Raw genomic sequence first — 25,805 nt, forward strand, 5'->3', positions numbered from 1 at the left:
GGCGGACTCCGTTTCGGGGGGCCTGGCTGGGTGGTCGTACGATACGCATCGTAGTACGGCATCTGTCAAACTACGAGAGTCGTCGTACAATGCTGGTACCCGATGAAGTGGAGCCGCCGTGACGACCGGGACCAACGCTCGCGTCCTCGAACACCCCGCGCGGGACGAGATCCGCCTGGAAGGGGTGCTGCACGCGCTGTCGGACGCGGTGAGGCTGCGGATCGTGCGCGAGATGGCCCGCGAGGAGACGGCGCTGAGCTGCTCGTACTTCGACCTTCCGGTGACGAAGTCGACCTCGACGCATCACTTCCGGGTGCTGCGCGAGAGCGGCGTCATCCAGCAGATCTACCGCGGCACGGCCAAGCTGAACGGTCTGCGCCGCGACGACCTGGACGCCCTCTTCCCCGGCCTCCTCGACAGCGTCCTCGCGGCGGCGGAGGGCCAGGAACTCCGCCTGGCCGGTCGGCCCGACACCCCCTGAGCCTTACGAACGAAAGCCCCTACGGGGCGATGGGGTGGCCCAGGGCCGCCTCGCGCAGACCCGCCCAGTCCGCGATCTTCACCCGGCCCCGGCCGAGTGAGTGGCCGAGGGCCGTCTCGGCGCTCTCGATGGCCAGCCATCCGGGCCATGCCACCGGCTCGTGGCCCAGCTCGCGCAGGGCCGTCAGCGGGTCGGCCGCCACCGTTCGCCCGGCAGCGAGATCCGCGGCGTCGGCCAGCAGTGAGGTCACCGTCTCCTTCGCGCAGGGGCGATTGGTGCCGATGACGCCCGTGGGCCCCCGCTTGATCCAGCCCGCGACGTACTCACCGGGGGACGGCACGCCCTCCCGCAGCACCCGGCCCGCCTCGTTCGGAACCGTCCCCCGGGTCTCGTCGAACGGCAGCCCGGGCAGCGCGACCCCCTTGTAGCCGACGGCCCGCAGCACCAACTGGGCCTCGATCTCCTCGAACCGGCCCGTACCCCGCACACCCCCGGCGCCGTCCGGCTCGGTCCGCTCGAAACGGACCGCCGCCACCCGCCCGTCCCGGCCGAGCAGCTCCACCGGCCGCAGGAAGAACCGCAGCGTGATGGAGCGCCCGCCCTCCGGACCGGCCGGCTCCGCCGCCCAGCCCCGTACGACCTCCACGTTCCGACGGTTCACGGCCGCCAGCCCGGACGGGTCCGCGTACGACGGATCCAGCGCCAGGTCCGCCGGCTCCACCCGCACCCGCGCCGCGGGCAGCGCGCCCAGCTCACGCAGCTCCTTGGTGGTGAACTTGGCCTGCCCCGGGCCCCGGCGGCCCACCATGTGCACCTCGCGCACCCGGCTGGCCTCCAGAGCCGAGAGCGCCCGCTCCGGCACATCCGTCAGCCGCAGCTCGCCCGGGCCGCGTGCCAGGATCCGGGCGACGTCCACCGCCACGTTCCCGACCCCGATCACCACCGCCGAACGCCCGCCGAGCCCGAAGCCGTCGGCCACGGCGTCGGGGTGCGCGCTGTACCAGGAGACGAAGTCCGTCGCCGAGAAGCTGCCGGCCAGATCCTCGCCCGGCACCCCCAGCCGCCGGTCCCTGGCCGCGCCGACGCAGTACACGACGGCGTGGTAGAGCTCAAGCAGGCGGGCCGGGGTCAGACCGTGAGCGCCGACCTCGACATTGCCGAGGAAGCCGATCCGCTCGTCCTCCAGGACGGCCCGAAGGTTCTGCTGCAGGGATTTGATCTTCTCGTGGTCCGGCGCGACGCCGTAGCGCACCAGCCCGTACGGACAGGGCAGCCGGTCCAGGACGTCCACCCGGACGCCGGGCACCACCGACTGCTGGACCAGCGCCTGGGCGGTGTAGACCCCGCTGGGCCCGGAACCGACGACAGCGACACGAAGCACGGCCGTACTCCTTCCCGCCGCGGGGATTCCCGCCGAGAGGCTTCCAGCATGGCACCGACCGGCCCCCGCGCGGGAGGGCCGTGCGGGGGACGGTGCCCGTGCCGTCGGCGGCGCGCTGCATCGACCGCATCGGGTTACATCGACCGCATCCGGTTGATCTCCGCCGTCTGCTGCGCGATCACGTCACTGGCCATCTCCTCCACCAGCACGTTGTTCCCGTCGCTCAGCGCCTGGGCCGCCATCGTCACCGCTCCCTCGTGGTGGGTGATCATCAGTCTCAGGAACAGCTCGTCGAAGGCCTTGCCCTTGGCGTTCCGCAGCTCCGCCAGTTGCGCCTCGGTCGCCATCCCCGGCATCGAGTGATGGTCGTGGTCGCCCTGGGGGCGCGGCCCACCGTTGTTTTTCAGCCAACCTTCCATCGCGCCGATCTCGGGCTGCTGAGCCGCGGCGATACGCTCCGCCACCTTCTTCACCTGTGTCGACTCCGCCCGCCCCGGGGCCAGCGAGGTCATCGTCAGCGCCTGCCGGTGGTGCACGATCATCATCTGCGTGTACGTGAAGTCCGCGGCGTTGGGCTTGTCGTCCGGCAGCAGCCGGGCCGCCTCCTCCGGCGATATCCGCCGCGCCTCCTCGCCCGGCTTACCGGGCGCCACCACCGCGGGAGCCGAGGAGCCCTTGCTCCGGGGAGCCTCCTCTCCCGGCCCCGACTCGCAGCCGGTCAGCGCCCATACGGTCACGGCGCCGAGCGCGACGTGGACAGCTCCACGGATACGGCGGTTCAACAAGACGACCTCCACGGGGACTTACTTTCGGGACACTCCCGAGCAGGCTTCCTCGGGCCGCTGATCAAAAACCTTGATGACGTCTGTGTTGCCATCTGTTGAGATGTGCACGCTAAGGACGATACTGCCGGAGTCCATCGACCGTTCGACTCGAACGGATACAAGGGAGGACGGAGTGACTTCGTTGCGTACCACGCGTACTCCGCGAACACGGATCAGAGGTCTGGGTGTGGCCACCGCCGCGGCCGGACTGCTGGTCGGCCTGCTCGCGACCGGCCCCGCGGCCGCCACACCCGACCCGGGCGACAGCCCCGTGCGGGGCACCGTCTCCTCGGAGCAGGCCGCCGAGGCGCGGTCCGCCATTCAGAGCGGCGAGATACCCGGTGTGGACCAGATCGTCCACACCGACAACATCAAGCACCTCGTGAACATCCCCAAGGACGCGCTCAAGGGCACCAACTCCGACCTTGCCTTCCAGGGCAAGTACGCCTTCGCCGGCAACTACGACGGCTTCCGGATCTTCGACATCAGCAACCCGGCCGCCCCCAAGACGGTCGCCCAGGTACTCTGCCCCGGCTCGCAGAACGACATCTCCGTCTCCGGTGACCTGCTCTTCCTCTCCACCGACTCCTCCCGCAGCGACGACTCCTGTGCCAGCAGCAGCCAGCCGGCCACGGAGAAGTCCTCGTGGGAGGGCATGAAGATCTTCGACATCAGCGACGTCACCAACCCGAGGTACGTCGCCGCCGTCGAGACCGCCTGCGGCTCGCACACCCACACCCTGGTGCCCGAGCGCAGGAACGTGTACGTCTACGTCTCCTCCTACTCGCCCAACGCCGCGTTCCCGGACTGCCAGCCTCCGCACGACGGCATCACGGTCATCAAGGTGCCCCGCAAGGCGCCCCAGAAGGCCGTGATCACCGGCTTCCCCGTCCTCTTCCCGGGCGAGGGCCCGGACGGCGGCGGCAACCCGGGCGGTCCGACCAACCCGGGAGTCTCCAAGACCACCGGCTGCCACGACATCACCGTGCTGCCTTCGAAGGACCTGGCGGCCGGTGCCTGCATGGGTGACGGCATCCTGTTCGACATCAAGGACCCCGAGCGCCCCCGGGTGATCGACCAGGTCCAGGACAACGTCAACTTCGCGTTCTGGCACTCGGCGACCTTCAACCAGAAGGCGAACAAGGTCGTCTTCACCGACGAGCTCGGTGGCGGCGGCGCGGCCACCTGCAACGCGGCCGTCGGGCCCAACCGGGGCGCGAACGGCATCTACGACATCGTCGGCAAGGGCGGCAAGCGCGATCTCGTCTTCCGCAGTTACTACAAGATCCCGCGCCACCAGGCGGACACCGAGAACTGCGTCGCCCACAACGGCTCGCTGATCCCGGTCAAGGGCAAGGACCTCATGGTCCAGGCGTGGTACCAGGGCGGCGTCTCCGTCTGGGACTTCACCGACTCCCGCAAGCCGAAGGAGATCGCCTACTTCGAGCGCGGTCCCATCTCCGCCACGACGTTCGCGGGCGGCGGTTCCTGGTCGGCGTACTACTACAACGGCCACATCTACTCGAACGACATGGTCAAGGGCTTCGACGTGCTGAGGCTCGACGACCGCCGCACCGACTCCGCGAAGCGGGTCCGGATGGACGAGCTCAACGTCCAGACGCAGCCGGACTACTTCGACGACTTCGACGACGACTGACGCGGCACCCCGGCCGGTAATCCGGACGGGGCCGCTCGCATGCCGTCGGGTGGGACTCCGCCCGGCGGCATGCCCATGTCCCAGTCGAGCCCGTACCGCTGGAACAGCTCCGCCCGCAGCCGCGCCTCCGGCATCGGTGCGCCCGGCAGCAGCACCGCCACGACCGCGCCCATCAACAGGGCCCGAAGCAGCGGGTACTCCGTGTCCACGTCCGGGGAGCCGTACCGCTTCACCGTGTCCCGCAGCAGGAACGCGAGCCGCTGCTGCTCCGGACACTGCACGAACCCCTCGGCCTGCAGGATGCCCGCCATGTGCGTCCGCATCAGGACCGGACGGCTCACGGCCAGGCCCAGGATCGCGTCGATCGCCCGCGCCAGCCTCTCCCGCCCGTCCTCCGTGCGCGGCTCGCGCTCCAGCGCCTCCTCCAGGGTCAGATGCATCAGCCGGTGCACCGCGGACTGCAGCAGCTGCCGCTTGCCCGGGAAGTAGTACGAGATCAGGCCGCGCGCCGAACCGGCCCGCTCGGCGATGTCGGCCAGTGTCGTGGCTTCGTAACCACGCTCCGAGACCAGTTCGACGGTGGCTTGCAGAAGCCGTTCGCGAGAACGCCTTCGAAGCTCTTCATTGACCGATGCGCTACGCGGGGACATGCTGGACTCCTGCGTTGACTGGCTCGCAGCCAATATACTCAGCGCATCCTGCTGTCGCGCCTTCGTGCCTGGTCAGCGGGTTTGCCGTCTGTTCTGGGCGACGCGGGGGATCGTCCAGGACAGGCGGCTTCAGTGCGTTTCTCCCATTCTCCTCCGATCGCTCCCGGGGCCGTTCTCTCCGCCCCCGTTCCCGCCGCTCCGGCGGTACGTGACGATCGCCACAGCGGCCAGGCTCCAGCCGAGCAGCCAGCCGCCCACGACGTCCGACGCCCAGTGCACGCCGAGATAGACCCGGGTCCATCCCACGCCGAGCACCGACACCACGGCCACCACGGCGAGGAGGCTCCAGCCCCGCCACGACTCGCGCCAGTGCAGCGCGAGCACCCACAGCAGCAGCCCGCACGTCACGGTCGCCGTCAGCGCGTGGCCCGAGGGAAACGCCGCGTACTGCGCCGAGTCGACAGGATCGGGCCAACTCGGCCGCTCCCGGCCGATCGCCGCCTTCACCCCCTGCTGGACGGCCGCCGCCACCAGGCTCGTCCCCGCGAGCCACAGGGCCGGCCGCCGCCGGCCCCGCCACCAGAGCGTCACCACGGCGACGGCCATCAGCGCACGCATGGTCCACGGGTCCCACACCCAGTCGGTGAGAACCCGGTTGAGCCGGGTGAAGCCGGGCTCGGCGACGGCGCTTTCGTGCAGGGCCTCGGAGACCGACCGGTCCAGCGAGAGCAGCGGTGGCCATCCGACGGCCACCAAAACGAGCAGCAGCAGGGCCAGGGCACCGGAGACGACGGCGGAGAAGCGCATGAGACGATCTTCCCCGACCTCTCCGGTCTACTCCCGCCGGGCTAACCGAGAGCCTTCAACGCCGGGACGAAGGCCACCAGGACGGGCACCACGGGTACGCACGCCGCCGCCGCGGTCAGCCGCAGCCGTCGCCCCGCCGTGAGGCGGGGAGCGGCCGTCAGAAGCCGGTTCACCCGGTGCGGCAGATCCCCGTCCGGCACCTGGCCCGGCCCGAACACGCCCCGCTCCTCGTTGAGTTCCACCAGCGCCAGCGCGATCGTCAGCCGTCCGAAGCGGCGCGAGGCGACATCGTCGGCGGCCAGCTCCACCAGTCGGTGCATCTGGTCACGGAAGGCCGCGAAGACGGGGATCCCGGGGAACCCGCCGGCCAGCGCGGCGGAGCAGTGCAGCAGCCAGTCGTGGCGCGCCCGGGCGTGTCCCTGCTCGTGCGCGAGTACGGCGTCCAGCTGCCGTCCCTTCAGCCTGCGCAGCGCGGCCGTCGTGATGACCAGCTGGGGTGCCGCCCCCGGCAGCCACCATGCGTCCGCGCGCTCGCCCTCCAGGACCACCAGCCGCTCGCCGCCCGGCTCCTCGCCCGGCAGGAGCGGGGAACGGACCAGGAGGTCACGGCGGCGCTGCCGACGCCGGGCCCGCGCCCGGCTGATCTCCCGGCCCAGCATCGCCCCGGTCCACAGCCCGCCGCAGGCCAGGGCCACGGCGAGCACCGCCGACCAGGGCCGGTGGGTGCCCAGTTCGTACGCCTCCAGCACCCCGTGCGGGGCGGGAGCGAAGATCCGTCCCCGTACCACCTGCCAGGCGGCCGCCGCGCTGAACGTCATCGACAGGGCGAAGCTCACCAGGACCGCCGCCACCACGCACTGCCACACCCACAGGGCGACCACGGGCTCACGTTCCGCCCAGTCGGACCGCGACAGCAGTCGCGGCGCCACGACGGCGGTCAGGAGGCCGAGCGCGAGCAGCGCGAGGGAGACCAACATGGCGTCAGCCTATGAGCGCGGTGCTACCCGGGGGTATGACCTCGCACGGCAAGTGACGTACGCCACGGTTTCACAGCGCCACCAGCATCGCCAGCATCGCCAGTGCCATCGACAGCCGGCAGACGCGGGTGAACTCGGGCCGGCCGTCCCGGCCGGGCGGCGGACCGGCGCCCGGCACCCCCACCGGAACCAGCCGCGCCCCGGAACGCAGCACGTACACCGCGAAGTACGCGAGGAGCACCCCCGTCAGGAGCGGTATGCCCCCGCTGCCGTGGCCGCCGTGCCCCCCGTGCGCTCCCTGCGCCGGGGCCGCCATCGCCACCGCCATGTAGACCATGGCCGCCGAGCCCACCAGATGGTGCAGATGATGCCCGCCGCGCCGGACCCCGAAGAGCGCGCCCACCGCCGTCGCGCCGAACACCGCCGCGTAGACCGCCCAGCTCCAGACCGGCGGCGTGAGCACCGCCGCGGGCAGCGCCATCGCCGCCATCCCGAAGCCCATCACGGCCTCGCCCGCCGCCGCCCTGCGCTCAGGACCGGCGCAACCGCGCGTCCGCAGCAGGCAGTAGACCCCGCTCGCCGCGCACAACACCGTCGCCAGCCACGCCGGCCACGCCGCGAACCCCGCTCCGTGCACGGCAGACCTCCCCCTCCGACGGTGCCGCTCGGCCTCCAGTGCATGCCCGGCCCCGCGGGGTCACACGCGAGCGCAGAGGCGCGCGAGGGGGTACGAGGGGGGCGCGCCGCCCGCGTTAGGCTCGGGGCGATCGCCTCCACCGATCGTCAGCGCCCCGAGGGGAGACCGAACACCATGGACACCGCCGCGCCCCAGGACACCGGCCGGATCACGTACCGCGACGCGGTGGAGGAGGACGTGCCGGTCCTCGTGCCGCTCGTCGAGTCGGCCTACCGGGGCGACTCCAGCCGGACCGGCTGGACGACGGAGGCGGACTTCCTGAGCGGGCAGCGCACCGACGCGGAGGGCGTGCGCGCCGTCATCACCACCCCCGGCAGCCGGCTGATGGTCGTTGAGCGCGACGGTGAGATCGTCGCCTGCTGCCAGCTCGAACAGCGCGGCGAGGTCGCCTACTTCGGCATGTTCGCCGTACGCCCCGAGCTCCAGGGCGCCGGTCTGGGCCGCCGGATCATCGCCGAGGCGGAGCGCCGGGTGCGCGAGATCTGGGGCGCGCGGGAGATGCACATGACGGTGATCTCGGTGCGCGAGGAGCTCATCGCCTGGTACGAGCGGCGCGGCTACCGCCGTACGGGAGAGATGACGCCGTTCCCGTACGGCGACGAGCGCTTCGGTCTGCCGCAGCGCGACGACCTCCAGTTCGAGCTCCTGGTCAAGCCGTTGGTCTGACCGGGGCCGTCGGCCGACGGCGGGTGCCTGGTCCGGGCCGGGCCGTCGTTCCGTGGCGGGTGCCTGGTCCCGGCCGGGCCGTCACGCGGTGAAGCGGCCGGTGCGGCGGATCTCCGGTCGGTCGGTCGTCGCGCCGTCCAGATTCAGGGCCCGGGCCAGCCGCAGGTCGTCCTGGGTGTTCACGACCCAGCCGATGACCCGCAGTCCCTCGCGGTGGGCCCGCTCCACGGTCTCCAGGGTGAGGTGCCGGATGTTGAGCACCAGGGCGCCGGCCCCGACCGCCTTCGCCCGGTCCACCACGTCCGCGCCCCAGCGGTCCGCCACGAGCGCGGTACGGACGCCGGGAACCAGCCGGGAGATCTCCGCGAGGGCCTCGTCGTGGAAGGAGAGGACCTCCACGCGGTCGGCCAGGTCGCGGCGCACCATCACCTCGGCGAGGGCCTTGGCCGCCGCCACGTCCTTGATCTCCGCCTGGAGGGGGGAGGTCACCGCGTCCAGGACCTCCTCGAAGACCGGCACACGCTCCCCTTCTCCGGCGTCCAGCTCCCGCAGCTCGGCGAGGGTCAGCTCGGCGATCGGGCCGCTGCCGTCCGTGGTCCGGTCGACGTCGGCGTCGTGCATGACGACGAGGGCGCCGTCCTTGCTCAGATGCAGATCCAGCTCGATGGCGTCCATGCCGGCCTGCTCGGCGCGGACGAAGGAGCGCAGCGTGTTCTCGGGTTCGACGCCCATGACTCCGCGATGACCGATGGTGAGGAAACTCAAGATCTTCTCGCTTCCGTCGATGTCCGTGCCCGGGTCCCTCCGGTCTCCCCGGTGGTGGCGCAGCCTAATCGCTGGGGCCGGAGAGGGAAGCGCACGCGCGGGGGGCGTGGGAACGCGCCGTTCCGAGGCCCCGCCGCCGTGCGGCCGGTACCGAGCCAGGCGGTGGATGCGAGCGCCCCAGCCCCTCCCGACAGGAAAATTCACGGTGACCATAGGGGTGGGGCAGGATAATTTCCCCTTGCTCCACTTGTGGGAAGGAACCGCGAATGGATACGGTGTCTTGACGCGAGGTTCTCCTGTGGAGGAAGTGGAATGACGGAAATTCTTGTGCAGGACGTGATCGGTGGGGGGATATCCACCTCTGACCCGGTGATCGACCACCCTGCCTGGCCCGAGCTCAAGAATGCCGTGGAGGAGATCCGCCCCTGGCAGAGCAAGGACGGATCCATCGACTTCGACGCCGAGGGCGCGCCGTCCCGCGCGGTCGCCGAGGCCACCGTCGAGCGGATCGTCGCCGCGGTGGAGCGGCTCTCCCCGCTGCTCCCGCACGACGCCGAGTACCACCGCGCCGCCATCGCCGACCTGCGCAAGTGGGCCGAGGGCGGCTTCGAGGTCCCCGACTTCCTCGACTCGCTGCTCGCCTTCCAGCCGGCTGCCGAGCGCGTGGACGGGCGCCAGCACCTGGCGCTCTTCCCGATGTACACGCAGAACGGCAACCCGGACCGCAACCTCGAAGCCGTCGTGCTGCGCATGGTCTGGCCGGACTGGCTCTCCGAGCTGGAGCGCACCCGCTACGACAACCCGCTGTTCTGCGGCATCACCTTCGAGGACTTCACCGCCGGTTACGACACCAACTCGGCCGTCCTCTTCCCCGAGACCATCGCCGTGCGCGAGGCCCCCGAGCGCTTCAGCTGGGGCGGCATCTTCTGCGACCGCGAGGCCGCCCGCTTCCGCAAGGTCACCGAGGCCGCCGTCGACATCCTGCGCATCGACCTGCCCGAGGACATCGCCGCCATGGTCCACGACCAGCAGCGCTGCGAGTCCGCTTTCGTGCTGTGGGACATGGTCCACGACCGCACCCACAGCCACGGCGACCTGCCCTTCGACCCCTTCATGATCAAGCAGCGCCAGCCGTTCTGGATGTACGGCCTGGAGGAGCTGCGCTGCGACCTCACCGCCTTCAAGGAGGCCGTGAAGCTCGACGCCGAGGGCAACCCCCACGGTCGCGACGTGCAGTACGCCGTCCTCTTCGACCGGATGTTCCGCTTCCCGGTCTCCGGCGACCGCAACCGCAACTACGACGGCCTGGGCGGCCAGCTCCTCTTCGCGTACCTCCACAAGCACGACGTGGTGCGCTGGACGGACAACACGCTCAAGATCGACTGGCAGCGTGCCCCCGAGGTCACCAACCAGCTCTGCGCCGAGATCGAGAAGCTGTACCGCGACGGCATCGACCGCCCCAAGCTGGTCCACTGGTTCAAGGCGTACGAACTCGTCTCCACCTACCTCGCCCCGCACCCCGGCTCGCGCTGGGCCAAGGGCCCCGACGCCCTCGACCTGACGCAGCCGCCGCGCAAGCTCGTCGACGACGTGCTTCCGGACGAGTTTCCGCTCAGCATGTTCTATGAGGCCCTTGCCAAGAAGCTCAAGGGCGTGATCGCGTCCACCAAGGGCATCACGGCCGCGAACGCTTCGCGGTCCGAGCAGGCTGCCGCGTGAACTCAGTCACGGAGGAGGCGACGACCATGAACGGGAACGGCGGATCGCTGGAGGGTGCCGTCATCGCGGTCGCGGGAGCGGCGGGCCCCGCGGGCCGGGCCGCGCTGATGCGGCTGGCGGAAGCCGGTGCGATCGTCGTCGCCTCCGACGCCGATCCCGCCCGCCTCGCCGAGGCGGTCGACGCCGCCCGGTACGCGCATGGCGGCGCCACCGTCGTCGGGGACACGGTCGACCTCCTGGACGTCGGCGCGGCCCGCGAATGGGCCGACAAGACCGAGAAGGAGTTCGGCCGGATCGACGGCCTCGTCCACCTCGTCGGCGGCTGGCGCGGCAGCGCCTCCTTCGCCGAGAGCGACCTGGCCGACTGGAGCTTCCTGGAGAAGCTGCTGATCCGCACCGTCCAGTCCACCTCGCTGGCCTTCCACGACCCGCTGCTGCGCAGCGACCGCGGCCGCTATGTGCTCATCAGCGCCGCGGGCGCCTCCCAGCCCACCGCGGGGAACGCCGCCTACGCCGCCGCCAAGGCCGCGGCCGAGGCGTGGACCCTCGCCATGGGCGACGCCTTCCGCAAGGCGGGGGGCGACGACGGTCCGAAGGCGGCGGCTACGATCCTGGTGATCAAGGCACTGGTGCACGACGCCATGCGCGCCGAGCGACCGAACGCGAAGTTCGCGGGCTTCACCGACGTCAAGGATCTGGCCGACGAGATCGCCGGTGTCTGGGACCGGCCCGCCCAGGAAGTGAATGGACAGCGTCTGTGGCTGACCCCCAAGCCGTGACATCGGCGATGCCCCCCAAGACCGACGCGAGTCGTCACCACGACCCGTCGGTCCGGGGTTTCGCGAGCGACAACTACGCCGGAGCGCACCCCGAGGTGCTCGCCGCGATCGCGCTCGCCAACGGCGGTCATCAGATCGCCTACGGCGAGGACGACTACACCGAGCACCTCCAGCGGATCATGCACAGCCACTTCGGCCCGACCGCCGAAGCCTTCCCGGTCTTCAACGGCACGGGAGCGAACGTCACCGCCCTCCAGGCGCTGACGGACCGCTGGGGCGCGGTGATCTGCGCCGAGTCCGCGCACATCAACGTGGACGAGGGCGGAGCGCCCGAGCGCATGGGCGGTCTCAAGCTGCTCACGGTGCCCACCCCGGACGGCAAGCTCACGCCCGAGCTCATCGACCGGCAGGCCTGGGGCTGGGAGGACGAGCACCGCGCCATGCCGCAGGTCGTCTCGATCACCCAGAACACCGAGCTGGGCACGGTCTACACCGTGGAGGAGATCCGCGCCATCGTGGAGCACGCCCACGGCAAGGGCATGAAGGTGCACCTCGACGGTGCCCGGATAGCCAACGCCGCCGCGTCGTTGGACGTCCCCATGCGGGCGTTCACCAACGCGGTGGGCGTGGACGTCCTCTCGTACGGCGGGACCAAGAACGGCATGCTGTTCGGCGAGGCCGTGGTGGTCCTCAACCCGGACGCGGTGAGCCATATGAAGCATCTGCGCAAGCTGTCCATGCAGCTCGCGTCCAAGATGCGGTTCGTGTCGGTGCAGCTGGAGGCGCTGCTCGCCAAGGACTTGTGGCTGCGCAACGCCCGCCACGCCAACGCGATGGCGCAGCGGCTCGCGGCGGGCGTGCGCGGGGTCGACGGCGTGGAGATCCTCTACCCCGTCCAGGCCAACGCGGTCTTCGCACGGCTCCCGCACGAGGTGAGCACCCGGCTGCAGAAGCGCTTCCGCTTCTACTTCTGGGACGAGGCGGCCGGCGACGTGCGCTGGATGTGCTCCTTCGACACCACGGAGGACGACGTCGACGCGTTCCTCCAGGCGCTGAAGGAAGAGATGGCGCGATAGACGCGCATGCATAGATATACGGCCGACCGGAAATCGATTGACTCCGGTCGGCCGTCTTCCTACGCTCCGGGTGCATGGAACTCATCCAGCCGGACCCGGACTCCGCCTACCTCGCCGCCGACGCGGCCATCGACCATGAGCACCCGCTCGTACGGGAGACCGCGGCCCGGCTGCGCGCCCAGCTCCCCGACGCCAGTGCATACGCTTACGCCAAGGCGGCCTACGAGTTCGTCCGCGACATCATCCCGCACTCGTTCGACTCCGGGGACATGCGAGTCACCTGGCGCGCCTCCGATGTCCTCGCCCACGGCACCGGCATCTGCTACGCCAAGTCGCACGCGCTCGTCGCGCTGCTCCGCGCGGAGGGGATCCCCGCCGCGCTCTGCTACCAGCGGCTCACCGACGACGACGGCACGAACCCGGTCGTCCACGGGCTGATCGCCCTGCGGCTCCCGGGCGAGACCGCGTGGTCGAGGCAGGACCCCCGGGGGAACAAGCCCGGCGTCGACGCGCAGTTCTCCCTGGGTGCGGAACGGCTGGCATGGCCCGTCCGGCCGGAGTGCAGTGAAGTGGATTATCCGGTGCTCTATGCTGAACCACATCCGGCCGTCCTGAGCGCTCTGGACTCCGCTCGCGACCGGCCGCACCTCTCGCGGACCCTTCCGACGGAACTCTGACGCAAGGACGACGATGCCCCTCACCCTGACCGTGTCCGACGAGGTACGTGCCCTCGTCCCCGGCTTCACCCATCTCGCCGTCGAGGCCCACGGTCTCGTCAACGGGCCGAGCGACGAGGCCAGTTCGGCACTGCTCGACGACGCGGCGCGACGCCTGGCGGAGCGGCTCGCCGGGGCCGGCCCGGACAAGGACCCGCACATCGCGGCCTGGCGCGCGGCGTACTCGGCGTTCGGGGCGAAGCCGTCCCGTACCCGCAACTCCGCCGAGGCCCTCGCCAAGCGCGCACTCGCCGACAACGGGGACGGCGGGGCCGGCGGCCTGCCCCGGATCAACCGGCTCGTCGACGCCTACAACGCGATCAGCGTCGCCCATCTCATTCCGGTGGGCGGCGAGGACCTGGACAAGATCCAGGGCGGGATGCGCCTCGTACGGGCCACCGGTGACGAGCCGTTCGTGACCATGGCCGGCGGCGAGGAGACCGTCGAGCACCCGGAGCCGGGCGAGATCGTCTGGTGCGACGAGGCGGGTGTCACCTGCCGCCGCTGGAACTGGCGCCAGGGGCCGCGCACCCGGATCGAGGACGGCACGGTCAACGCGATCTTCCTGCTGGAGTCGCTGGCCCCCATGACAGTCGCAGAGCTGACGGCGGCGGGCACGGAGCTCGCCGAGTCGCTGGAGAAGCTGAGCCCCGGGGCGCGGATCACGGTCCGCACCCCGGAGTGACCTTCCGGTGCGGGGCGGGCCGACCGGTCAGCCGGCTTCCTTGACCTGAGCCGGAGTCGGAGCCGTACCCCCGAGGTGCGCGGGCACCCACCAGGTGTCGCCCGCGTCCTTGGGGCGTACGGGATAGGCGCGCTGCGCGGCCTCCAGAAGCTCCTGGACCCGGTCGCGCAGCCGTCGGGTGATCGCGCCCGCGTACTGGTCCGCCGGAGCCTCCATCGGCTCGCCGACCCGGATCGTCACCGGGATGTGGCTGCGCTTGAAGTTGCGGGGACGGCCCTTGGTCCAGATCCGCTGCGTGCCCCACAGGGCCATGGGGATCAGCGGAACCCCGGCCTCCTGCGCGAGCCGCGCGGCACCCGACTTGAAGCTCTTGAGCGTGAACGACTGCGAGATGGTCGCCTCGGGGAAGACCCCGATGATCTCGCCGGCCCGCAGCGACTCCAGCGCGTGCTGGTACGCGTGCTCGCCCTGGGAGCGGTCCACCGGGATGTGCTTCATGCCGCGCATGAGCGGGCCGGAGACCGTGTGCCGGAACACCGAGTCCTTGGCCATGAAGCGCACCAGCCGCTTCTGCGGCAGTGCGGCCAGGCCCGTGAAGATGAAGTCCAGATAGCTGATGTGGTTGCTCACGAGCACCGCACCACCCGTGCGCGGGATGTGTTCCGAACCCTGAGTGTCGATCTTGAGGTCGAGCGCCTTGAACAGCGTGAGTGCGGCGCCGATGACCGGCCGATAGACGAGTTCTGCCATCTGAGAGGAACCCCTTCTTCTGTGCCTGGGGAGGGTTCTCCCGGCGGAAGTTACGCAGCCGTAGGTTTTCGGCTTTGGGCAGATCGTGCCCCATGCGGCCGCCGGTGACCAGTCCTGACGGCTTCGTACGGGGAGATTCTCGTCACGCCTGCCCGCTGTGGCGGGAATCGAACCCCGCCGTGGGACGCTGCAGGGAGCGGTACCAGACGGCGGGAGAGTGGAGAACGGACATGAGCGGGCAGCCGGACGCGCTGGGCGCCGAGGTGCTGGGCGCCCCGCTGGGGGAGCGGGCCACCCTCGTGCAGTTCTCGACGGCGTTCTGCCAGCCCTGCCGCGCCACCCGGCGGACCCTCTCCGAGGTCGCGGGCATGATCGAGGGCGTGGGGCACGTGGAGATCGACGCCGAGGAGCGGCTCGACCTCGTGCGCGCGATGGAGATCGTCCGGACCCCCACGGTGCTCGTTCTCGACCGCGCCGGGCGGATCGTCGTCCGGGCCTCGGGGCAGCCCCGCCGGGCCGATGTCATCGCCGCGCTCGGCCGGGCCGTCTGACGCGGTGACACATCTCCCACATCCCGGGACGCGCTTGACGGCACCCGCCGACGATCGACAGGCTGGCCAGATGCCCTCAGAACTCCTTCTCCACGGGCGGGCCCACGTCGACCCGGCCCGCGACGCGAGCGCGCGCTGTCCGGGTGCCTGAGAACCCCCGCACCCCTTTCACGACGCCCCCGCAGAAGGACAGTTCCATGACGGTTTCGCCCGAGCTCCGCACCGTGCGTGCTCCCCGGCAGGCCTCGCCCGACCTCCTCCGCTCCGTCTTCCGGCAGCACGCCGCCGGTGTCGCGGTCATCACCGCCGGCGGCGCGGACCGCCCCGTCGGCTTCACCGCCACCTCCCTCACCTCGGTCGCCGCGGAGCCTCCCCTGATCTCCTTCGGCGTGGGCACCTCCTCCTCCAGCTGGCCGGTGATCGCCGAGGCGGAGCACGTCGGCGTCCACATACTCGGCGAGCACCAGCGCGAGCTGGCCGAGACGTTCGCGCGCAGCGGCGCCGACCGGTTCGGCGACCCCACCCGCTGGAGCGTGGGCCCCGAGGGGGTCCCGGTCCTCGACGGCGTCCTCGCCTGGCTGGTCTGCCGGGTGGTGGCCAGGGTCCCGGCCGGCGACCACCGGATCGTGATGGCCCAAGCGGTCGCCGGAGACCCCGCGGGAGCGGGCCGGCCGCTGCTCTACCACCAGGGCCGCTTCAACGCCCTGCGCGACTGAGAGTTCCGCTCCTCGCGCGTTGCTAACGTCACACACCTGAGCGCTTGCTTACCGGTAACGAACTGGGTGTACTGACGAGTAATATTTCGATCGGGGCCCAAGCCGCCCCAACCGGAAACCCGCCCTTCAGGCGCCTATGCTGCGAGCAACAAGGCAGCCCAGTTATGACGATGCAGTAGGAGAGCCGGCGTGAGCTTGAGGATCGTTGTCTGTGTGAAGTACGTGCCCGACGCCACCGGCGACCGGCACTTCGCCGATGACCTGACCGTCGACCGCGACGACGTCGACGGCCTGCTGTCGGAGCTCGACGAGTACGCGGTCGAGCAGGCGCTGCAGATCGCCGAAGAGGCGGACGACGCCGAGGTCACCGTGCTCACGGTCGGCCCCGAGGACGCCAAGGACGCGCTGCGCAAGGCGCTGTCCATGGGCGCCGACAAGGCCGTTCACGTCGAGGACGACGACCTGCACGGCACCGACGTCATGGGCACCTCGCTGGTGCTCGCCAAGGCGATCGAGAAGACCGGCTACGACATCGTCATCGCCGGTATGGCCTCCACCGACGGCACCATGGGTGTCCTCCCGGCCATCCTCGCCGAGCGCCTGGGCGTCCCGCAGGTCACGCTGCTGTCCGAGGTCAAGGTCGAGGACGGCGTCGTGAAGGGCCGCCGTGACGGCGACACCGCGTCGGAGCAGCTGGAGGCGTCCCTCCCGGCCGTCGTGTCGGTGACGGACCAGTCGGGCGAGGCCCGCTACCCGTCCTTCAAGGGCATCATGGCCGCCAAGAAGAAGCCGGTGGAGTCCCTGGACCTCTCCGACCTCGAGATCGAGGCCGAGGAAGTGGGTCTGGAGGGCGCCTGGACCGCGGTCGACTCGGCGGCGGAGCGTCCGGCCCGCACGGCCGGCACGATCGTCAAGGACGAGGGCGAGGGCGGCAAGCAGCTGGCCGAGTACCTCGCGAGCCAGAAGTTCATCTAAGGGCTCGCGCGAGCCGCTGAAGTCCGCCCCCTTTTCGTTCGCAGGAGATTGAATCCCCATGGCTGAGATTCTCGTCTACGTCGACCACGTCGACGGCGCCGTCCGCAAGCCCACCCTTGAGCTGCTGACGCTGGCCCGCCGCCTCGGCGAGCCCGTCGCCGTCGCGCTGGGCTCCGGCGCCGAGGCCACCGCCCCGGCCCTCGCCGAGCACGGCGCCACCCGCGTCCTGACCGCCGACGCCCCCGAGTTCGCCGAGTACCTCGTCGTACCGAAGGTCGACGCGCTGCAGGCCGCGTACGAGGCTGTGTCCCCGGCCGCCGTGCTCGTCCCGTCCTCCGCCGAGGGCAAGGAGATCGCGGCCCGCCTCGCGGTCCGCATCGGCTCCGGCATCATCACCGACGCCGTCGACCTCGAGGCCGGCGACGAGGGCCCGGTCGCGACGCAGTCCGCGTTCGCCGCCTCCTTCACCACCAAGTCCCGTGTCTCCAAGGGCACCCCGGTCATCACGGTCAAGCCGAACTCGGCCCCCGTGGAGGCCGCCCCGGCCGCGGGCGCCGTCGAGCCCCTCGCGGTCTCCTTCGGCGCGCTGGCCACCGGCACCAAGGTCACAGGGCGCACCCCGCGCGAGTCGACCGGCCGCCCGGAGCTGACCGAGGCCGCGATCGTCGTCTCCGGCGGCCGCGGTGTCAACGGCGCCGAGAACTTCGCGATCATCGAGTCGCTCGCCGACTCGCTCGGTGCCGCCGTCGGCGCCTCGCGCGCCGCCGTCGACGCCGGCTGGTACCCGCACTCCAACCAGGTCGGCCAGACCGGCAAGTCGGTCTCGCCGCAGCTGTACATCGCCTCCGGCATCTCCGGCGCGATCCAGCACCGTGCCGGTATGCAGACGTCGAAGACGATCGTCGCGATCAACAAGGACGCCGAGGCCCCGATCTTCGACCTCGTCGACTACGGCGTCGTCGGCGACCTCTTCGAGGTCGTCCCGCAGCTGACCGAGGAGATCAAGGCCCGCAAGGGCTGACCTGCAGTTCTGTACGGTCCGGGGGCCGCGCGGTGATGATCACCGCGCGGCCCCCGGCCGTTTCGGACAACCATTGACTCAGGTCCCGACCGGCTACTAACTTCGCTATACGGATTGTTGATTCCGTGAAGCGGAAAAGAGAAGGGTGTGGGAATGGGTCAGCAGGAGAAGGTCGCCACGAGCCTCGCGGGCGCGGTCAGCGAGGGCATCAGCGCCTCCCTCGCCGCCGTGGACGCCGAGCTGGACCGCCGCTACCCGGGAGACCCCGGCACCCGCCAGCCCGTCCACACCGTCTACGTCCCCGGCAACGTCTTCGACGCCGGAACCATCCGCTCCTGGGGCGACCAGGCCCTCGCCGCCCTCGACGAGCACGCGCCCGACGCCGACTCCTTCGCCGCCGTCCTCGGCCTCCCGGACGCGCTCGCGCAGGACGTGTACGGCCGCGTACGGGCCAAGCTGGAGCGCGAGCCGATCGAGGACCTCCGGGTCGACTTCGAGGACGGCTACGCGGGTGCGGGCCCGGACGCCGAAGACCTCGACGCCGCCCGCGCCGCCCGGCTGATCTCGGAGGCGTACGAGAACGGCACCGCCGCCCCGTACATGGGCATCCGGATGAAGTGCATGGAGGCCGCCGTACGCGACCGCGGCATCCGCACCACCGACGTCTTCCTCACCGGCCTCATGGAGCACGGCGGCCTCCCCGACGGCCTCGTCCTCACCCTGCCCAAGGTGACCTACCCCGAGCAGGTCTCCGCCTTCGTGCGCCTCCTGGAGGCCTTCGAGAAGGCCCACGGCCTCGACGCCGGCCGCCTCGGCTTCGAGATCCAGATCGAGACCAGCCAGTCCATCCTCGCCGCCGACGGCACCGCCGCCGTGGCCCGCATGATCGACGCCGCCGAGGGCCGCGCCACCGGACTGCACTACGGCACCTTCGACTACAGCGCCTGCCTCGGCGTCTCCGCCGCCTACCAGGCCAGCGACCACCCGGCCGCCGACCACGCCAAGGCGATCATGCAGGTCGCCGCCGCCGGTACGGGCGTACGCGTCTCCGACGGTTCCACCAACGTCCTGCCCGTCGGCTCCACCGAGCACGTCCACGAGGCCTGGCGCCTGCACTACGGCCTCACCCGCCGCGCCCTCGCCCGCGCCTACTACCAGGGCTGGGACATGCACCCGGCACACATCCCCACCCGCTACGCCGCCGTCTTCGCCTTCTACCGCGAGGGCTTCGAGGCCGCCGCCAAGCGCCTGTCCGCCTACGCCAACCACGCCGGCGGCGACGTCATGGACGAGCCCGCCACCGCCAAGGCCCTCAGCTCGTACCTGCTGCGCGGCATCGACTGCGGAGCCCTGGACACCGCCGAGGTCGACGCCCTCACCGGTCTGACCCGCGCCGCCCTCGACCGCTTCGCCGCACCGCGCCGCGGCGACCTGACCGGCACCGCCCCGTAACCCCCACGGAACCACCGCACGAAGGTCGCCACCGGGCCCCGTACTCTGTACGCGTTCCACACAGCCGACAGAGAACGGGGCATCGGTGTCTTCGGGGGAGAACGAGCGGCTCGCCGGCCGCTATCGAGTCGTACGCCAACTGGGCCGCGGCGGCATGGGCGTCGTCTGGCGCGCCGTCGACGAGGTCCTCGGCCGCGAAGTGGCCGTCAAGGAACTGCGGGCCTTCAACGACTCCTCGGGTCCGGAACTGGCCGATCTGCGCCTGCGGATGCAGCGCGAGGCGCGCGCCGCGGCCCGGGTACGGCACCCCGGAGTCATCGCCGTCCACGACGTGACCGACCATCAGGGCCGCCCCGTCATCGTCATGGAGCTGGTCGACGGACCCTCGCTCGACGACGTCCTGAGCGAGCGCGGCGTCCTCGACCCACGGGAGGCCGCCCGGATCGGCGCCGCCGTCCTGGAGGCGCTCGCGGCCGCGCACGAGGTCGGGGTGCTCCACCGCGACGTGAAGCCCGGCAACGTCCTCCTCGACCGGAGCGGGCGGGTCGTCCTGACCGACTTCGGGATCGCCGCCATGGACGACCCGGGCGACGGCGCCGACACCCGTCTCACCCGCAGCGGTGAGATCGTCGGCTCGCTGGACTACCTGGCACCGGAGCGCGCCCAGGGACAGCAGCCGGGAGCCGCCTCCGACGTCTGGGCGCTGGGCGCCACGCTGTACGCGGCCGTGGAGGGCTCCTCGCCGTTCCGCCGCACGTCCACCTGGTCGACCCTGAACGCCATCGTCGTGGAGCCCCTGCCGGAGCCGCGCAACGCCGGCCCCCTCGGGCCCGTCCTGCGGCAGCTGATGGACAAGGACCCGGCGCAGCGCCCCGACGCCAGGTCGGCGGCCGCCCTTCTCGCCGCCGTGGCCCGGGGCGGCGACACCGGCCCCGTCGCGCCGTACGCCTCCACCGGCCCCGTCGCGCCGTACGGGGTTCCGGGGGCCGCCCCCGTACCGACCGAACCGAACGCGGTTCCGCACCGTCCCGAGGGCTTCGGCCCCGCGGTGCCGCCCGCCGAAGGATTCGCCCCCGCGGCGCCCGCGGCCACCCACCCCTCCACCACACCGGCCGGCGGGTTCCCGTCCGCCGGTCACACCGCCGCCGGGCCGCCCGCGCGCAAGCGGTCGACGGCGCTGGTCGCCGCCGCCGTCGCGGCCGTCCTGCTGGCGGGCGGCGGCGTGACCTACGCCCTCGTCGGGCCCGGCGACGGCACGGACCGGGAGCGACTTGCCGGAGGGCAGACCTCGCCGAGCAGCCCCGCGGCAGACCCCGGGCGCGCCCTCGACCAGGGCGGCGTGGGCGCGGCGACCGGGTCCGCCGCTCCCTCGAAGGCGGGCGCGACGAACTCCGCGTCGCCGTCCGCGTCCGCGTCGAAGGCGTCGAAGCCGCCGGTGCCCGGCTCCGGCGGCGGCGGTACGGACGGTGGAGCCACCACGACCGGCGGAAGCGCCTCCGGAGGCGGTTCGGCGAGCGGCGGCGGCACGAGCGGAGGCAGCGGTACGACCGGGGGCACGGCCACGACGAGCGGCGGCGGGCAGTCCACGCAGCCCGCACCGGTCTGCCACCCCCGGGGCGGAGGGAAGTACGACTGCCAGGTGTGGCGCACGGCGACGTCGTACAACCAGTCGGGCGCCGCCATGGGCACGCTCAACGCCGGTACCAACTACTTCTACTGCCAGAGCGATCTGGGGCGGCGTGAGACGCACGGCGAGTGGACCAACGTCTGGGCCGCCAGGACGGACGACGACAGCGGCAACACCAACGTCTACGTCAACGTCGTGAATCTCAAGGGCGGCGAGAACGACCAGCCGCTGCCGGGCCTCCCCGTCTGCTGAGCACGGACCGGCCCAGGTCCGCCGGGGACACGTGCTACGCCGGCGGGGCGATCTCGCCCGACCCCCGGGGTATCAGGGTCGTCTCCAGGACCACCCGGGCCGGAGCCTCGTCGGCGCCGTCCAGGCGGCGGAAGAGGCGTTCCGCCGCCGTACGGCCCAGCGCCGCCGCGTCCTGGGCGATGACGGTGATGCCGAGCAGGTCGGCCAGCTCGATGTCGTCGAACCCCACCAGCGCCACCGGGTGCCGGCGGCCCGCCAGCGCGCGCACCGCCGTGACCGTGACCCGGTTGTTCCCCGCGAAGACCGCGGTGACCGGCTCGGGGCCCGACACCATCCCGGTCACCGCGTCCCGTACCCGCTCCGGGTCCGTCGGCCCCAGCGAGACCCACGAGCCGTCGACCGCCAGACCCGCGTCCTCCATCGCCGCGCGGTAGCCGCGCAGCCGCTCGGTCGCGGTGTGGATGCGCGGCTGGTCACCGATGAAGCCGATCCGGCGGTGGCCGTGGGCGATCAGATGGGCCACGCCGGCCCGCGCGCCGCCGAAGCTGTCCGAGAGGACCGCGTCGGCGTCGATCCGGCCCGCCGGCCGGTCGACGAAGACGGTGGCGACCCCCGCCTTCATCTCCGGCTCCAGATAACGGTGGTCGGAGCCGGCCGGGATGACGATGAGCCCGTCCACCCGGCGGGCGCAGAGCGCCAGCGCCAGCTCCCGCTCACGGTCCGGGTCCTCCGCGCTGGAACCGTTGATGAGCAGTGCCCCGTGGGCCCGGGCCACCTCCTCCACGGCACGGCTGAGCGGGCCGTAGAAGGGGTCGGCCAGGTCCTCCAGGACCAGCCCGACCGAGGCGGTGCGGCCCTTGCGCAGGACGCGCGCGCTGTCGTTGCGCCGGAAGCCGAGGGACTCGATCGCCTCCTGGACCCGCCGCTCGGTGTCGGGAGTGACCCCGGGCTCGCCGTTGACCACGCGCGAGACCGTCTTGAGTCCGACACCGGCCCGGGACGCCACATCCTTCATCGTGGGCCGATTGCCGTAACGGTGTTCGGGGCGGCGGGCGTTGTCGGCCACGGTGCGCGGATCCTCTGTCTCGTCGGACGGCTCTTCGGACGGCTCGGCGGATGCCGTCGTGATGTTGTCGAGCATAGGCCCTGGACAACGTTGTCAGAGGAGAGGAGACTGTACGTCACACCCATCACCGCCCTCGCCTGCCCTCCGGGAGACCTCGCGCCATGCACACCGACCTCGCCGCCGGCCTCGTCGTCGCCCTGGACATCGGCGGCACCAAGATCGCCGGGGCGCTGGTGGACTGCGGCGGCCGGATTCTCGTACGGTCGCAGCGGCCGACGCCCGCGCGGGAGGACGGCGAGACGGTGATGCGCGCGGTCGAGGAGGTGCTCGCCGAGCTGGCGGGCTCGTCCCTGGGGGAGGCGGCGCACGCGGTGGGCATCGGCAGCGCGGGCCCGGTGGACGCCGGCGCCGGCACGGTCAGCCCGGTCAACATCCCCGGCTGGCGCGGGTTTCCGCTGGTGGAGCGGGTGCGCAGGGTGGTCGGCGGCCGACCCGTCGCCCTCGTCGGCGACGGAGTCGCCATGACGGCGGCCGAACACTGGCAGGGTGCGGCCCGCGGCCATGACAACGCCCTGTGCCTGGTCGTCTCCACGGGCGTCGGTGGGGGACTGGTGCTCGGCGGGCGGGTGCACCCGGGCCCCACCGGAAACGCCGGCCACATCGGCCACGTCAGCGTGGATCTGGACGGCGACCTGTGCGCCTGCGGCGGACGCGGCTGCGTCGAGCGGATCGCCAGCGGGCCCCACATCGCGCGCCGTGCCCTGGAGAACGGCTGGCGTCCCGGCCCCGACGGTGACACCTCGGCCGCCGCGGTCGCCGCCGCGGCGCGGGCCGGGGACCCGGTCGCCGTCGCCTCCTTCGAGCGCGCCGCGCAGGCGCTCGCGGCCGGAATCGCCGCCACCGCCACGCTGGTCGAGATCGACATCGCCGTCATCGGCGGGGGAGTGGCGGGTGCGGGGGAGGTCCTCTTCGCCCCGCTGCGGCGCAGCCTGCGCTCCTACGCGACGCTGTCCTTCGTCCGCGACCTCACCGTCGCCCCCGCCCTCACGGGCACGGACGCCGGCCTCCTCGGCGCGGCCGCGGCGGCGGTCCCCACGCCTCGCGACGGGGCCCCGGTCGCGGGCTGATCGTGCCGGCGCGACGCCGAGCGTACGGGGCACGTTCGCACCCGCATCCGCCGGTATGCGACGGCACGTTCGTACGCGCACCCGCATCCGCGCCGGTACGCGGCGGCACGTCCGCACGCGCGCGCCGCGGCCGCTGACGGGCGGTCAGCGGCCGCTCTGAGCCGAGGCCGCTGACGGGCGGTCAGCGGCCGCTCTGAGCCGAGGCCGACGCCGAGGTTCGTGCCGACGCCTTCGCTCCGGCCGGCTTCGCCGTCCGTGCCGTCCGCTGTTCCACGATCACCAGGAACGCGTCGTTCTCCAGGTCCATCACCACCTGCGCCGGGAGCCCCTCGCCCCGGCGTGCGCTGGCGAACTCCTCGGCCGGCCAGCTGCCCCGCGGCCCTCCCGCGGGAAACCTCTCCAATACCGTTCGCTTCATCTCGCCACCCCTTGCCTTGCTCATCCAACGACAGTTCGCCCCGAAGCGTCACGCATCGTCCCGTACGCGCGTTCGCTCCGTGAGACGCCCTGTACTGCGCGTACCCCCGACCGGCCGACTCAGGCCCCCGCGACGACCGGATCACCCGGTCACCCACGGGTGTTTCCGTGGCAGGGTGTTGCGGGCAAGCCACTGAGGGCTACCGAAGAGGGGGAATCGTGATCGTCTGGATCAACGGTGCGTTCGGCGCGGGGAAGTCGACCACCGCGCGCGAGCTGGTCGATCTGATCCCGAACAGCACCCTGTACGACCCCGAACTGATCGGCGGCGCGATGAACTGGCTGCTGCCGCAGAAACGACTCGCCGAGGTCAACGACTTCCAGGACCTGCGGATCTGGCGCCGTCTGGTCGTCGACGCGGCCGCCGCCCTGCTCGCCGAGGTCGGCGGAGTGCTCGTCGTCCCCATGACCCTGTTGCGCCAGGAGTACCGCGACGAGATATTCGGCGGTCTCGCCGCCCGCCGTATCGAGGTGCTGCACGTGCTGCTCGCCCCGGACGAAACGATCCTGCGTGAGCGGATCACCACCCGCACACCCGACGACTCCGACCCCGAGGCCCTCGAACGCGTCCGCCGCTGGTCCCTCGACCACATCGAGCCCTACCGGGCCGCCCGCGCCGACTGGCTCGCCGCCGACGCCCACACCGTCGACACCTCGGCCCTCACCCCCGCCGAGGCGGCCGCCGCCGTCGCCGAAGCCCTCCACACCGGCACCGCCGGTTCCTGCGGCATCGTCCAGACACCCGAGCCGACCGGCGAGACGCTGGCCGCCGGCGTCCTGCTCTTCGACGAACGGGACCGCGTCCTGCTCGTCGACCCCACCTACAAGCCCGGCTGGGAGTTCCCCGGCGGCGTCGTCGAACCCGGGGAGCCGCCCGCCCGCGCGGGGATGCGCGAGGTGGCCGAGGAGATCGGGCTCGAACTCGACGCCGTACCCCGTCTGCTGCTCGTCGACTGGGAACGGCCCCAGCCTCCGGGCTACGGCGGCCTGCGGCTCCTCTTCGACGGGGGCCGGCTGCCCGCCGCCCGCGCCGACCACCTGCTCCTCCCCGGCGCCGAGCTGCGCGGCTGGCGCTTCGTCACCGAGGAGGAGGCCGCCGACCTCCTCCCGCCCGTCCGCTACCGGCGCCTGCGGTGGGCCCTGCGTGCCCGCGAACGCGGCACCGTACTCAACCTCGAGGCGGGCGTGCCCGTCGGCTGAGAGAACGGACCCCCGGGCTATCCGAGCGCCGCCGACAGTTGCCCCGCCGCGTCCGCCGTCACCGGTTCCCCGTGGCCGCAGCAGATCACCGAGGGCTTCAGCTCCGCCAGCCGCCGCATCGAGTCCATGGCGCGCTCGCGGTCCACATGGAAGACGCCGAACGACACGCCCTGGACCGATGCCACGGTGTCCCCGGTGAACAGCACGCCGTGGCGCGGCAGATGGACCGCGAGCGACCCGTCCGTGTGCCCCGGGGTGTGCACGACGACGGCCCCGTCGCCGAAGTCCAGCACGTCCCCGTCCTCGAGCTCCCGGTCGACCCGGGTGGGCGGCGCCTCGGGCACGGTCAGGCCGTGCTCGTACAGCGTGACCTCCCAGTCGAGCAGCACCGGCTCGGGGACCGGGGCCTCGCCCCGGATCACCGGGGCGTCCAGGCGGTGGGCCAGGATCTCCGCCCCGTACCGCTCCGCGAGCTCCCCCGCCGACCCGACATGGTCCCGATGACAGTGCGTGAGCACGATCCGGCGCAACCGGGCCGGGTCCAGGCCCGTCTCCCGCAGCGCCGTCTCCATCGCGTCGGCCGAGCCCACCCACCCGGCGTCGATCAGCGTCAACTCCGCCCCGTCCCGCCACAGATACGCCTGGCCGATGGAGAAGCGGAGCATGTGGAGCCGCGGGGTGATCTCGATGAGGTCCATACGGCGAACGTAC

Annotated in this window: 27 protein-coding genes; 16 read left to right on the forward strand and 11 right to left on the reverse strand. The window is 71.9% G+C overall.

Going from position 1 to position 25,805, the window contains the following annotated elements; translation table 11 throughout:
• Positions 1-118 precede the first annotated feature (118 nt).
• Positions 119-481: an ArsR/SmtB family transcription factor gene (locus ACIRB4_RS17435; RefSeq protein WP_403292110.1), complete on the forward strand. Its 363-nt coding sequence runs from the start codon at positions 119-121 to the stop codon at positions 479-481.
• 19 nt (positions 482-500) lie between these two features.
• Here ACIRB4_RS17435 and ACIRB4_RS17440 read toward each other — a convergent pair whose 3' ends face one another.
• Positions 501-1,862, reverse strand: coding sequence for an FAD-dependent oxidoreductase (locus tag ACIRB4_RS17440; RefSeq protein ID WP_403292112.1), 1,362 nt, complete (start codon positions 1,860-1,862; stop codon positions 501-503).
• Between the two features lie 134 nt (positions 1,863-1,996).
• A complete protein-coding gene (locus ACIRB4_RS17445; RefSeq protein WP_403292113.1) occupies positions 1,997-2,644 on the reverse strand; it encodes a DUF305 domain-containing protein in 648 nt (215 codons plus the stop codon).
• A gap of 175 nt (positions 2,645-2,819) precedes the next feature.
• On the opposite strand from ACIRB4_RS17445, the gene ACIRB4_RS17450 reads away from it, so the two are divergent.
• Positions 2,820-4,343, forward strand: a complete 1,524-nt coding sequence (locus ACIRB4_RS17450) for an LVIVD repeat-containing protein (RefSeq protein WP_403292115.1) — start codon at positions 2,820-2,822, stop codon at positions 4,341-4,343.
• Here ACIRB4_RS17450 and ACIRB4_RS17455 read toward each other — a convergent pair.
• From ACIRB4_RS17455 to ACIRB4_RS17470, 4 genes are all read right to left on the reverse strand, one after another.
• Complete coding sequence (locus ACIRB4_RS17455; protein ID WP_403292117.1) at positions 4,316-4,993, reverse strand: TetR/AcrR family transcriptional regulator; 678 nt, start codon at positions 4,991-4,993, stop codon at positions 4,316-4,318. The two genes, ACIRB4_RS17450 and ACIRB4_RS17455, sit on opposite strands and share 28 nt — an antisense overlap.
• Positions 4,994-5,122: 129 nt before the next feature.
• Positions 5,123-5,800 (reverse strand): phosphatase PAP2 family protein, encoded by a 678-nt coding sequence (locus ACIRB4_RS17460; protein WP_403292119.1) that lies wholly within the window; start codon positions 5,798-5,800, stop codon positions 5,123-5,125.
• Between the two features lie 41 nt (positions 5,801-5,841).
• Positions 5,842-6,777 carry a M56 family metallopeptidase gene (locus ACIRB4_RS17465; protein ID WP_403292121.1) on the reverse strand — a complete coding sequence of 312 codons (936 nt, stop codon included), beginning with the start codon at positions 6,775-6,777 and terminating at the stop codon, positions 5,842-5,844.
• A gap of 70 nt (positions 6,778-6,847) precedes the next feature.
• Positions 6,848-7,414, reverse strand: a complete 567-nt coding sequence (locus tag ACIRB4_RS17470; RefSeq protein WP_403292123.1) for a DUF5134 domain-containing protein — start codon at positions 7,412-7,414, stop codon at positions 6,848-6,850.
• Positions 7,415-7,588: 174 nt separating this feature from the next.
• Here ACIRB4_RS17470 and ACIRB4_RS17475 point away from each other — a divergent pair, with 174 nt between their 5' ends.
• The gene (locus ACIRB4_RS17475; RefSeq protein ID WP_403292125.1) at positions 7,589-8,140 is read left to right on the forward strand and encodes a GNAT family N-acetyltransferase; all 552 of its coding nucleotides are present in this window, start codon (positions 7,589-7,591) and stop codon (positions 8,138-8,140) included.
• Positions 8,141-8,221: 81 nt separating this feature from the next.
• Here ACIRB4_RS17475 and ACIRB4_RS17480 read toward each other — a convergent pair whose 3' ends face one another.
• The gene (locus tag ACIRB4_RS17480) at positions 8,222-8,905 is read right to left on the reverse strand and encodes a glycerophosphodiester phosphodiesterase (protein ID WP_403292127.1); all 684 of its coding nucleotides are present in this window, start codon (positions 8,903-8,905) and stop codon (positions 8,222-8,224) included.
• A 312-nt stretch (positions 8,906-9,217) separates the two neighbouring features.
• On the opposite strand from ACIRB4_RS17480, the gene ACIRB4_RS17485 reads away from it, so the two are divergent.
• From ACIRB4_RS17485 to ACIRB4_RS17505, 5 genes are all read left to right on the forward strand, one after another.
• Complete coding sequence (locus tag ACIRB4_RS17485) at positions 9,218-10,624, forward strand: DUF6421 family protein (RefSeq protein WP_403292129.1); 1,407 nt, start codon at positions 9,218-9,220, stop codon at positions 10,622-10,624.
• Between the two features lie 26 nt (positions 10,625-10,650).
• Positions 10,651-11,403: an SDR family NAD(P)-dependent oxidoreductase gene (locus ACIRB4_RS17490; RefSeq protein WP_403292409.1), complete on the forward strand. Its 753-nt coding sequence runs from the start codon at positions 10,651-10,653 to the stop codon at positions 11,401-11,403.
• An 8-nt stretch (positions 11,404-11,411) separates the two neighbouring features.
• Positions 11,412-12,479: a threonine aldolase family protein gene (locus ACIRB4_RS17495; RefSeq protein WP_403292411.1), complete on the forward strand. Its 1,068-nt coding sequence runs from the start codon at positions 11,412-11,414 to the stop codon at positions 12,477-12,479.
• Positions 12,480-12,553: 74 nt separating this feature from the next.
• Positions 12,554-13,156, forward strand: coding sequence for a transglutaminase family protein (locus ACIRB4_RS17500; RefSeq protein ID WP_403292131.1), 603 nt, complete (start codon positions 12,554-12,556; stop codon positions 13,154-13,156).
• 13 nt (positions 13,157-13,169) lie between these two features.
• Positions 13,170-13,880, forward strand: coding sequence for a B3/4 domain-containing protein (locus ACIRB4_RS17505; RefSeq protein ID WP_403292133.1), 711 nt, complete (start codon positions 13,170-13,172; stop codon positions 13,878-13,880).
• A 27-nt stretch (positions 13,881-13,907) separates the two neighbouring features.
• Here the strand turns inward: ACIRB4_RS17505 and ACIRB4_RS17510 are convergent, their stop codons facing one another.
• Complete coding sequence (locus ACIRB4_RS17510; RefSeq protein ID WP_403292135.1) at positions 13,908-14,630, reverse strand: lysophospholipid acyltransferase family protein; 723 nt, start codon at positions 14,628-14,630, stop codon at positions 13,908-13,910.
• 230 nt (positions 14,631-14,860) lie between these two features.
• Between ACIRB4_RS17510 and ACIRB4_RS17515 the strand changes: the two genes are divergently transcribed.
• From ACIRB4_RS17515 to ACIRB4_RS17540, 6 genes are all read left to right on the forward strand, one after another.
• A complete protein-coding gene (locus tag ACIRB4_RS17515) occupies positions 14,861-15,181 on the forward strand; it encodes a TlpA family protein disulfide reductase (RefSeq protein ID WP_403292137.1) in 321 nt (106 codons plus the stop codon).
• 197 nt (positions 15,182-15,378) lie between these two features.
• Positions 15,379-15,897: a flavin reductase family protein gene (locus ACIRB4_RS17520; protein ID WP_403292138.1), complete on the forward strand. Its 519-nt coding sequence runs from the start codon at positions 15,379-15,381 to the stop codon at positions 15,895-15,897.
• Positions 15,898-16,086: 189 nt separating this feature from the next.
• A complete protein-coding gene (locus tag ACIRB4_RS17525) occupies positions 16,087-16,872 on the forward strand; it encodes an electron transfer flavoprotein subunit beta/FixA family protein (protein WP_403292140.1) in 786 nt (261 codons plus the stop codon).
• A gap of 58 nt (positions 16,873-16,930) precedes the next feature.
• Positions 16,931-17,893: an electron transfer flavoprotein subunit alpha/FixB family protein gene (locus ACIRB4_RS17530; protein WP_403292142.1), complete on the forward strand. Its 963-nt coding sequence runs from the start codon at positions 16,931-16,933 to the stop codon at positions 17,891-17,893.
• 153 nt (positions 17,894-18,046) lie between these two features.
• Positions 18,047-19,345 (forward strand): DUF6986 family protein, encoded by a 1,299-nt coding sequence (locus tag ACIRB4_RS17535; protein WP_403292143.1) that lies wholly within the window; start codon positions 18,047-18,049, stop codon positions 19,343-19,345.
• Positions 19,346-19,430: 85 nt separating this feature from the next.
• Entirely contained in the window at positions 19,431-21,224 is a 1,794-nt protein-coding gene (locus tag ACIRB4_RS17540; RefSeq protein ID WP_403292145.1) for a serine/threonine-protein kinase, read from the forward strand.
• A 34-nt stretch (positions 21,225-21,258) separates the two neighbouring features.
• On the opposite strand, the gene ACIRB4_RS17545 is transcribed toward ACIRB4_RS17540, so the two are convergent.
• A complete protein-coding gene (locus tag ACIRB4_RS17545) occupies positions 21,259-22,290 on the reverse strand; it encodes a LacI family DNA-binding transcriptional regulator (RefSeq protein ID WP_403292147.1) in 1,032 nt (343 codons plus the stop codon).
• A gap of 161 nt (positions 22,291-22,451) precedes the next feature.
• Between ACIRB4_RS17545 and ACIRB4_RS17550 the strand changes: the two genes are divergently transcribed.
• The gene (locus tag ACIRB4_RS17550; RefSeq protein WP_403292148.1) at positions 22,452-23,417 is read left to right on the forward strand and encodes an ROK family protein; all 966 of its coding nucleotides are present in this window, start codon (positions 22,452-22,454) and stop codon (positions 23,415-23,417) included.
• Between the two features lie 181 nt (positions 23,418-23,598).
• Here ACIRB4_RS17550 and ACIRB4_RS17555 read toward each other — a convergent pair whose 3' ends face one another.
• Positions 23,599-23,835 carry a hypothetical protein gene (locus ACIRB4_RS17555; RefSeq protein ID WP_403292149.1) on the reverse strand — a complete coding sequence of 79 codons (237 nt, stop codon included), beginning with the start codon at positions 23,833-23,835 and terminating at the stop codon, positions 23,599-23,601.
• A 215-nt stretch (positions 23,836-24,050) separates the two neighbouring features.
• Between ACIRB4_RS17555 and ACIRB4_RS17560 the strand changes: the two genes are divergently transcribed.
• Positions 24,051-25,094, forward strand: coding sequence for an NUDIX domain-containing protein (locus ACIRB4_RS17560; protein ID WP_403292413.1), 1,044 nt, complete (start codon positions 24,051-24,053; stop codon positions 25,092-25,094).
• Positions 25,095-25,111: 17 nt separating this feature from the next.
• Here the strand turns inward: ACIRB4_RS17560 and ACIRB4_RS17565 are convergent, their stop codons facing one another.
• The gene (locus ACIRB4_RS17565) at positions 25,112-25,792 is read right to left on the reverse strand and encodes an MBL fold metallo-hydrolase (RefSeq protein WP_403292151.1); all 681 of its coding nucleotides are present in this window, start codon (positions 25,790-25,792) and stop codon (positions 25,112-25,114) included.
• Positions 25,793-25,805 lie beyond the last annotated feature (13 nt).

Source organism: Streptomyces sp. NPDC093600, assembly GCF_044764755.1.
In the GTDB taxonomy this organism is placed as follows: domain Bacteria; phylum Actinomycetota; class Actinomycetes; order Streptomycetales; family Streptomycetaceae; genus Streptomyces.